At 44.7% G+C, this 7,071-nt stretch carries 3 protein-coding genes and 1 pseudogene; 1 reads left to right on the forward strand and 3 read right to left on the reverse strand.

Translation table 11 applies throughout. The features are described from left to right. From FWJ59_RS06795 to FWJ59_RS06805, 3 genes are all read right to left on the reverse strand, one after another. A partial coding sequence (locus FWJ59_RS06795; RefSeq protein ID WP_414481212.1) for a glycoside hydrolase family 3 protein occupies positions 1–832 on the reverse strand: 832 nt, incomplete at its 3' end. Positions 833–909: 77 nt separating this feature from the next. Next, positions 910–4,971, reverse strand: a complete 4,062-nt coding sequence (locus tag FWJ59_RS06800; RefSeq protein WP_414481214.1) for a family 43 glycosylhydrolase — start codon at positions 4,969–4,971, stop codon at positions 910–912. A gap of 59 nt (positions 4,972–5,030) precedes the next feature. Then, on the reverse strand, positions 5,031–6,350 hold the full coding sequence (locus FWJ59_RS06805; RefSeq protein WP_414481213.1) for an endo-1,4-beta-xylanase: 1,320 nt from the start codon (positions 6,348–6,350) through the stop codon (positions 5,031–5,033). Positions 6,351–6,527: 177 nt separating this feature from the next. Between FWJ59_RS06805 and FWJ59_RS06810 the strand changes: the two are divergent. Further along, a pseudogene (locus FWJ59_RS06810) lies at positions 6,528–7,071 on the forward strand (hypothetical protein); the annotation flags it as partial.

Raw genomic sequence — 7,071 nt, forward strand, 5'->3', positions numbered from 1 at the left:
ACTCCTCCGGCGTATTGGTCACCTTGTGGTGCTTATGTATATCTTCAATTGCCCCACAATCGGACACCACATAGCCCTCAAAGCCCCATTCTTCCCTCAAAATCTTTTGGAGCAGCGTGGGGCTGGCACAGCAAGGTTCGCCATTTGTACGGTTATATGCGCCCATTATGGATTCGGCTTTGCCTTCTTTTATGCATTCCTTAAAGGCGGGCAAATAGGTTTCCCTTAAATCCTTCTGGCTCACCCTTGCATCGAAAGAATGGCGCATAGGCTCAGGGCCGCTATGTACTGCATAATGTTTGGGCGTGGCCACCACCTTCAAATACTTGGGATGGTCTCCCTGCAACCCTTTTATAAATGCAACACCCATTCGGCCGGTCAGGTAGGGATCCTCCCCGTAGGTTTCCTGCCCGCGCCCCCACCTGGGATCACGGAATATGTTCACATTCGGGGACCAGAACGTTAACCCCTTGAAAATGCCCCTATCGCCCTGGCGCACAAACTCATGGTGCTTAGCCCGTGCCTCATCGGAAATGGCGCAGGCAACCTTATACAGAAGTTTATCGTTAAACGAAGCCGCCATCCCTATGGCTTGCGGGAACACGGTGGCAATACCCGCCGCCGCAACGCCGTGGAGGCATTCGTTCCACCAGTTGTATTCGGGGATGCCCAAGCGCGGTATTGCAGATGAGGCATATATCATCTGCGATACTTTTTCCTCAAGCGTCATGCGCGATACCAGGTCATCCACCCTTTTTTCTAACGGCTGATCCGGGTCCAAATAAACGGGAAGATTGTCCTTATCAGGATATTCTTTCATATACTCGTTCATTCTAAACAACCCCCTTATATTTTTTGTTACATTCTTTATATGAAGAAAAAGCTTTATGGCGAACCATTGAAAACTCATTATTCACTGAAGTACCAGTAATCAAAATCAAATAATTTTACCTCTGATTTACCCTTAAATACTAAATATAAATCGTGTACTCCTTGTACCTCTGAAACTTCAACCGTAAGTTTTTTCCACTCTGATTGTCCGCTATTTTTGGGAATGGTGAGAGTTCCAATCAATTTCCCATCTACGCTATCCAGATGAAGTTCAATAACGCTCTCAACATTGACATTAGAAACCACTGCTGTAAACGTGGATGGGCCTTTGTTGCCAAAATCGACCTTTGACAGCCCAATCCAGTCACCGTTTTCAATATCTGTTAAAGCTCTTTGTGTAGGATCGCCTTCTACGATTGACTTGGTGGAGATACCAGCGCTCCACGCAAATGTCTCTGCCTCCACCCTAGTATAAGGATTAAAGGGTTTAAGCTGTTGTACTCCTTCGTAATCGGCGATGACCTCCCGAATGGTGCCGTCATCATTGAAGAAAACTTGATTTAAATGGGGAGAACGGTAACCTTTTGGAATCCCCATCGCTTTAGCCAAGGTCTGTGCATGGTAAACGATATACCAGTTACCTTTGAATTCGAAAAGCGAGTGGTGATTATTGCCTCCTACTCCGAAAAAGTGACCGGGATTTTTAAGGACTACTCCCCCATATTCCCATGGTCCCATTGGGTTGGTGCTCGTCATATAGGCAATTACACCAGCCGGCGGGCTCCCCTCTGGGCGAGGTCCGCTATAAAAATTGGTACAATAGGTATAATAATAGACGCCGTTATATTTATTAATGCCGGAGGCCTCAAACATAAACGGTGCGGGTATAGTAACAGCCTCGCCTACAACGCTGATCATATCATCGCCTAATTGCATCACGCGAGCAGTGTTGGGCATATCGTCCTGCCCTTGGGGAACCCCTCCTCCAAAATAGATGTAGGCCTTACCGTCATCGTCTATCAACACCGCAGGATCAAACAGCCATACGACGCCTTCAACGCCAGGCGTTGAACGTGAAATTAAGGGCTTACCTAGCGGGTCCTCCCACGGACCAATAGGACTATCGCTCGTAAGAACGCCTATACCGCTGGCATTGTTGGAAAAGTACAGGAAAAATTTGTCCTTGCCATCAATCACTTTATGAGCCACCGCAGGTGCCCATGATTGACTGGCCCATTTCGCCGCTCCTTGAGGACCTGCTACATGGATTTCTCCGTGATCCGTCCAGTTCATAAGATCGTCAGAAGAAATCACAGATATCTTGTTGATCTTCCCATAGGTGTTATCCTTTACATCTCCTTTTTCATCATATTCCAGTATGTCATTGGTCATATACACATAAACGCGATCTTTGTACACCAATGCCCACGGGTCAGCCCCAAATTTATGCGAAATCAAGGGGTTTCCATTTGGCGGAACCTTACCAACAGCCGCTGTGGGAGCAGTAAAGTTTACTTTCAGTACCGCGCTGCTGACATCGTAATTGATGGCTTTACCATTTGAACCTTGGATCTCCATAGATTTAATCGAAACCTCCTTACTAAAAGATTTTGACATCTTTTGTCTTACCCTCAATTTTACCACTAACAGTTCTTTGTCCAACCCGTAATTGAGAAAACTTATAGGTGAACCGTCTGGGTTATATATTTTCAAGTCGTATTCACCATCTTTTTGGTTAAGCTCCACTTTTGAGGCTTTCAAGTTACTTCCAACTACGTCAACGCTCATTACTTCCAGTTCACTTGGAATGCTCAAAGACGCACGAATACCATACATGCTCTCGTTGCCTGGCACTTCATTCACAAGTATTCGAAAATCATATACCTTTTCCAGGTCACTGCTCAACTCTATTGTATCTTCTGCCAAATAAGCCTTTAACTCCGTAGAAGTAGTATTTCCCGTCAGTCTGTCGGCAAACCTAAAGAAGTCCACGTCCACATAACCGCCCGTCTGCTTTGTAGCGTAGTTAAATATTGCAAATCGATATCCCATAAAATGAGGAATCGTATACCGCATGGCCAATTTGCCGCCCAGCTGGCTCCAATCCTTGCCGTTATAGCTATAATAGAAGGTAGCTTTATCTACCGTAAAATCAAAGTCTATTTTCAAATACACTTGATGCTGCAAAAGCTTTGTCCTTGCTTTTTCCTCCCCTTTATCCACCATTACTACATAAAAATCATCGCCTTCCCTGGTCACCCCGATAAAGCCGTATTCCTGCTGAAAAGCAGCCAACCCCGCATAATCCCCATCAAGCATATGGGTTACATCCATCAAAATCCAACCCGAACAATATGGCCCCAGCGTCCGTTGGGTCAAGACGTTTCTTGCCTGCTGAATATCCTCGACTACGTTACAAGTATAAAGGCGCAAATAACCCTTCCTCTCCGTAAGGGACCACTTGGTATTATCGGGGTTATGATTCCATTGCCAGGTCAGACCGAGCACAGAGCCGTTTGGTAGCGCTTCATTCAGTTCAGCCTGGGTTATCGGATTTTCTTTGATGGACACATCGTCAACATAAAAATCCATAAGGTCATTTATGGGGTGCGGATTTTCCACCCACGGCGTCTCAATAAATAGATATAACTTATCCGGCGTATCCTCAATGATGAAAGAACCGGTTATCTCCGTCCATTGTCCCCTTTTAACAGTTCCCCGAACTAAATTTTGAAATGTCGTCTTTCCATCCTTTACCTTTCGCGCAGTAAGGATGAATTCTTTTGATTCTGGCCCCTCAGTATATTTAACGCGGAAGGATGCCTTATACCTTTTACCCGGAACGATTCGCCACCCGAAATTTTGCTCGATGCCGGCACCCGTCACCCGTCGGTTAGAAACATGGACAACGCTATTGCCATCTTCCACCATGACTTCCAGCTTTGCACCATCTTTACCTGTCCAACCGGAAGTCCCCTCATTAAAGCTGCCATTAACCACGAGTTCTACGCTTGATGTCTCGGAAGATTCTTCCATAACAGGAGATGCGGCATTCACTTCTACAATGTCTTCCTGATAAAATTCGTCGCTTACAATCAGCTGTGAAACGAAAGAGCTATCGCCCGGTTTTTTGAACTGAAGGGGAACTTTCCCCTGTTCATCGCCATAAACCGGCCAACCGTCTTCCCATCTTACCGGCACCAGCACGGGTACACGGCCCACCGCATCGCGATCCTGAAAGAGCATGGCATACCACTTACCGTCCGGAGTATCTACCAGGCCTCCCTGTGCCACACCATTCCTCTTGTATCCCATGGTATCGCTCAACACAAGGCGTCCTTCATATGGCCCATCGATTTGATCGGCGCGGTAAACATATTGCCTCCTTATATTCCCGCTTTCCCACCATATGGTAGTGATGTAGTATTTCCCATTGATCTTGTAAGCGTGTGATCCCTCCATCCCTTCCTGATTGGAAGCTATGATGACCTTATTCAGTCCCGACGGATTGATGGCCTTGTAATCGGGCGTAAGCTCTTTAATCATGATATTGGTCCGGCCGTATATTATATACGCCTTTCCATCATCATCGAATAGCAGCGAAGGGTCATGTAAATACTCGTGAAATTCCGTCCTCTCCCATGGGCCTCTTGGATCCTCTGCGCTAAAAAGATAGGTTTTGCCTGTATCCAGCGCAGCAAATAACACGTAAAATTTACCGTTATGGTATCTTATACAAGGCGCCCATGCGCCTTTCCCGTATATATTCATGCCATTTCGCAGATTGTGCGCGTCGTTCTCTTCCAAACGGTCATAAGTATACCCAATGATTTCCCAGTTGACCAGATCGGTTGACCTCATAATAGGTGTTCCTGGCATCATGTGCATCGTTGTGCTGACCATATAATATTCGTTGCCGACGCGTATTACATCGGGATCGGGAAAATCTGCCCAAATTACAGGATTGTTTGCCATCCCATAATCCTTTTCCGTTACCACAGTTTCTCCCTCCTCAACTTTTCCAACAGTTGCGCCATTCCTTGATCTGTTCACCAAAATGCCGGCCAATACTGCAACGCTCGCAATAACAACTACACCTATCACAGCAATTAAAAGCTTTGTTCGAGGAGCTGAGTTCATCATCTCTCCCCTCTCAGCCTTTATGGTTTTACACCTCTTAACTATAGCCATCAATCAGTTCACTCCGACAGTCTGGAAGGATCTACAATTGCCCAAAAAGCCGGCTTGGCATGGAAATTCCTGTCGAACAACAGCGGAGCATTGGTTCGCTGCACAGGAAAACCATTCAACCAAGAGTATTTATCCGAAATGCCCCAGAATACCACTGCACTTACAATATCCTTATTCTCCTTTAACGCCTCAAACAATTCTTGATAACGTTTAGCCTGTAAGGTCAATATATGATCCGGTATATTTTCACCGTAGTCACTTCGATTATTCCATGAATAAATACTCATGTCTAACTCGGTAATAATATTATCCAATCCCAGCTCGGCAAATTTTTTCATGGACTCAATAATTCGTTCAATAGGCGGCCCATAAATATCAATATGCGTCTGATGCCCTACCCCATCTATTGGCACACCTTTCTCGAGCAGCTCTTTCACCAATTTATACAAGATATCGCGCTTGACGGGGTCATCGGTACCGTAATCGTTGATATAGAGCTTAATATCGGGTCCTCCCACTTCTCGTGCTACGCGGAACGCCACCTCGATGTACTCGGTCCCGGTAATCTGATACCACGGACTGTTTCTCATGCCGTTGGGCCCACTTGGATCAACTACCTCATTGACCACATCCCATGACTTAATATCATCCTTGTAGCGCGAGACCACAGCACGAATATGCTCTTCCAGTCGTTTCAACAGAAGCTTTTTGTTCTCTTCACGCTTCTTTGGGTCTGTCTCCTCAACCATCGGCTTTCCTTCCTCATCTTTAAAAAACCAGTCGGGTGTCTGATTATGCCAGACAAGCGTATGGAAGCGGAGTTCCATACCGTTTTCCTTCGCAAATTGCACGATCCTATCAGCAGGGCCCCACCTAAAATTGCCTTCTTTTGGTTGGAGAGACTCCGGCTTCATCGCATTTTCCGCTACTAACATATTCACGTGTTTTTTATACAGCTCGGCTATCAACCCGGTAGTATAGCTTGGTTCAATAGCTGCCCCAATTGGGAAATAATCTTTAAAAGTCTCCGCCAAAGAAGGAATATCCTCTTCAATGGATGGCTCCTCCTTATTCTGTGGTAAATCAGCCGCATTAGCATTATCAGCTAAATCGCTTGCAGGGATATTAACTTCCCCTTCCTGTTCATTAGATTCTTGAGGCTCCTGCTCTTCCTTACCATTTTGTCCCTGTGTATTGTTAACTGTCAGGTTTTCATCCCCATTAAAAACCCCATATTCGTTCATAATTACCAATAACAAAGTTACCATTAGAACAACACCTCCAATGATCCCAATTAAAAACCATTTTTTCTTTAACATCCCATTCATTTTTATTTCACTCCTTTTATTAATAAACGTTGTTACCTAAATTTTGTGCAAACGAATGAAGAAAAAATGTATAAATTTTCCTAAGGTTAATATTCCAATAATTACATAAAGGGTAATAGCCACCTTTGTCGAAATAGTAACTTACCACAAAAACTAATCGAAAGGTGGTATTACCCTATGAATAGAATAACATTTTCGACTAGTAATTGCAATAAGGAAACTATTTCGGTGTGGCTAGCTTCAATAATACAGTTTGCCTTCGATATCGGCTTTTTCAAACCATTTGAAACTTTTACTCTCAAAATGAAGGAGGTTCGCTACACAGTCACCCAGAAATTATTCACTATTTTAGTCTCTATCATTATGGGGTGCGAATATACCAAAGATATCAATGAAGTACTGGGACCAGAAAGCCTAGCAGCTAACATGCTTTCTATGGAGCGGTTCCCTGACCAGTCACAAATAAACAGGCTACTGATTCGCACTGACGAAGGAAGTGTAATCCAACTTAGGAACATTCATAACCAGCTGTTTACAGAACATAGTCATTCCATACACTCTCCTGAGCCAGTGGTGGTTGATATCGACCAGTCTGGTCTTTTAGCCAGTGGGAAAACTTATGAGTTTGCCAACAAGGGTTATTTCCCTAACAAAACAGGTAAAAAGGGTTATCAGCTGTCGGTGGCTTTTGCAGGAGAACATTCGGAGATTGTTGATTTAT

The organism is Caldicoprobacter sp., assembly GCF_047459465.1.
In the GTDB taxonomy this organism is placed as follows: domain Bacteria; phylum Bacillota; class Clostridia; order Caldicoprobacterales; family Caldicoprobacteraceae; genus Caldicoprobacter.

Bases quoted from the DNA above. Each gene is read 5' to 3' on its own strand.
- FWJ59_RS06800 (WP_414481214.1), bottom strand. From the start codon at position 4,971: ATGAACTCAGCTCCTCGAACAAAGCTTTTAATTGCTGTGATAGGTGTA.
- FWJ59_RS06805 (WP_414481213.1), bottom strand. From the start codon at position 6,350: ATGAATGGGATGTTAAAGAAAAAATGGTTTTTAATTGGGATCATTGGA.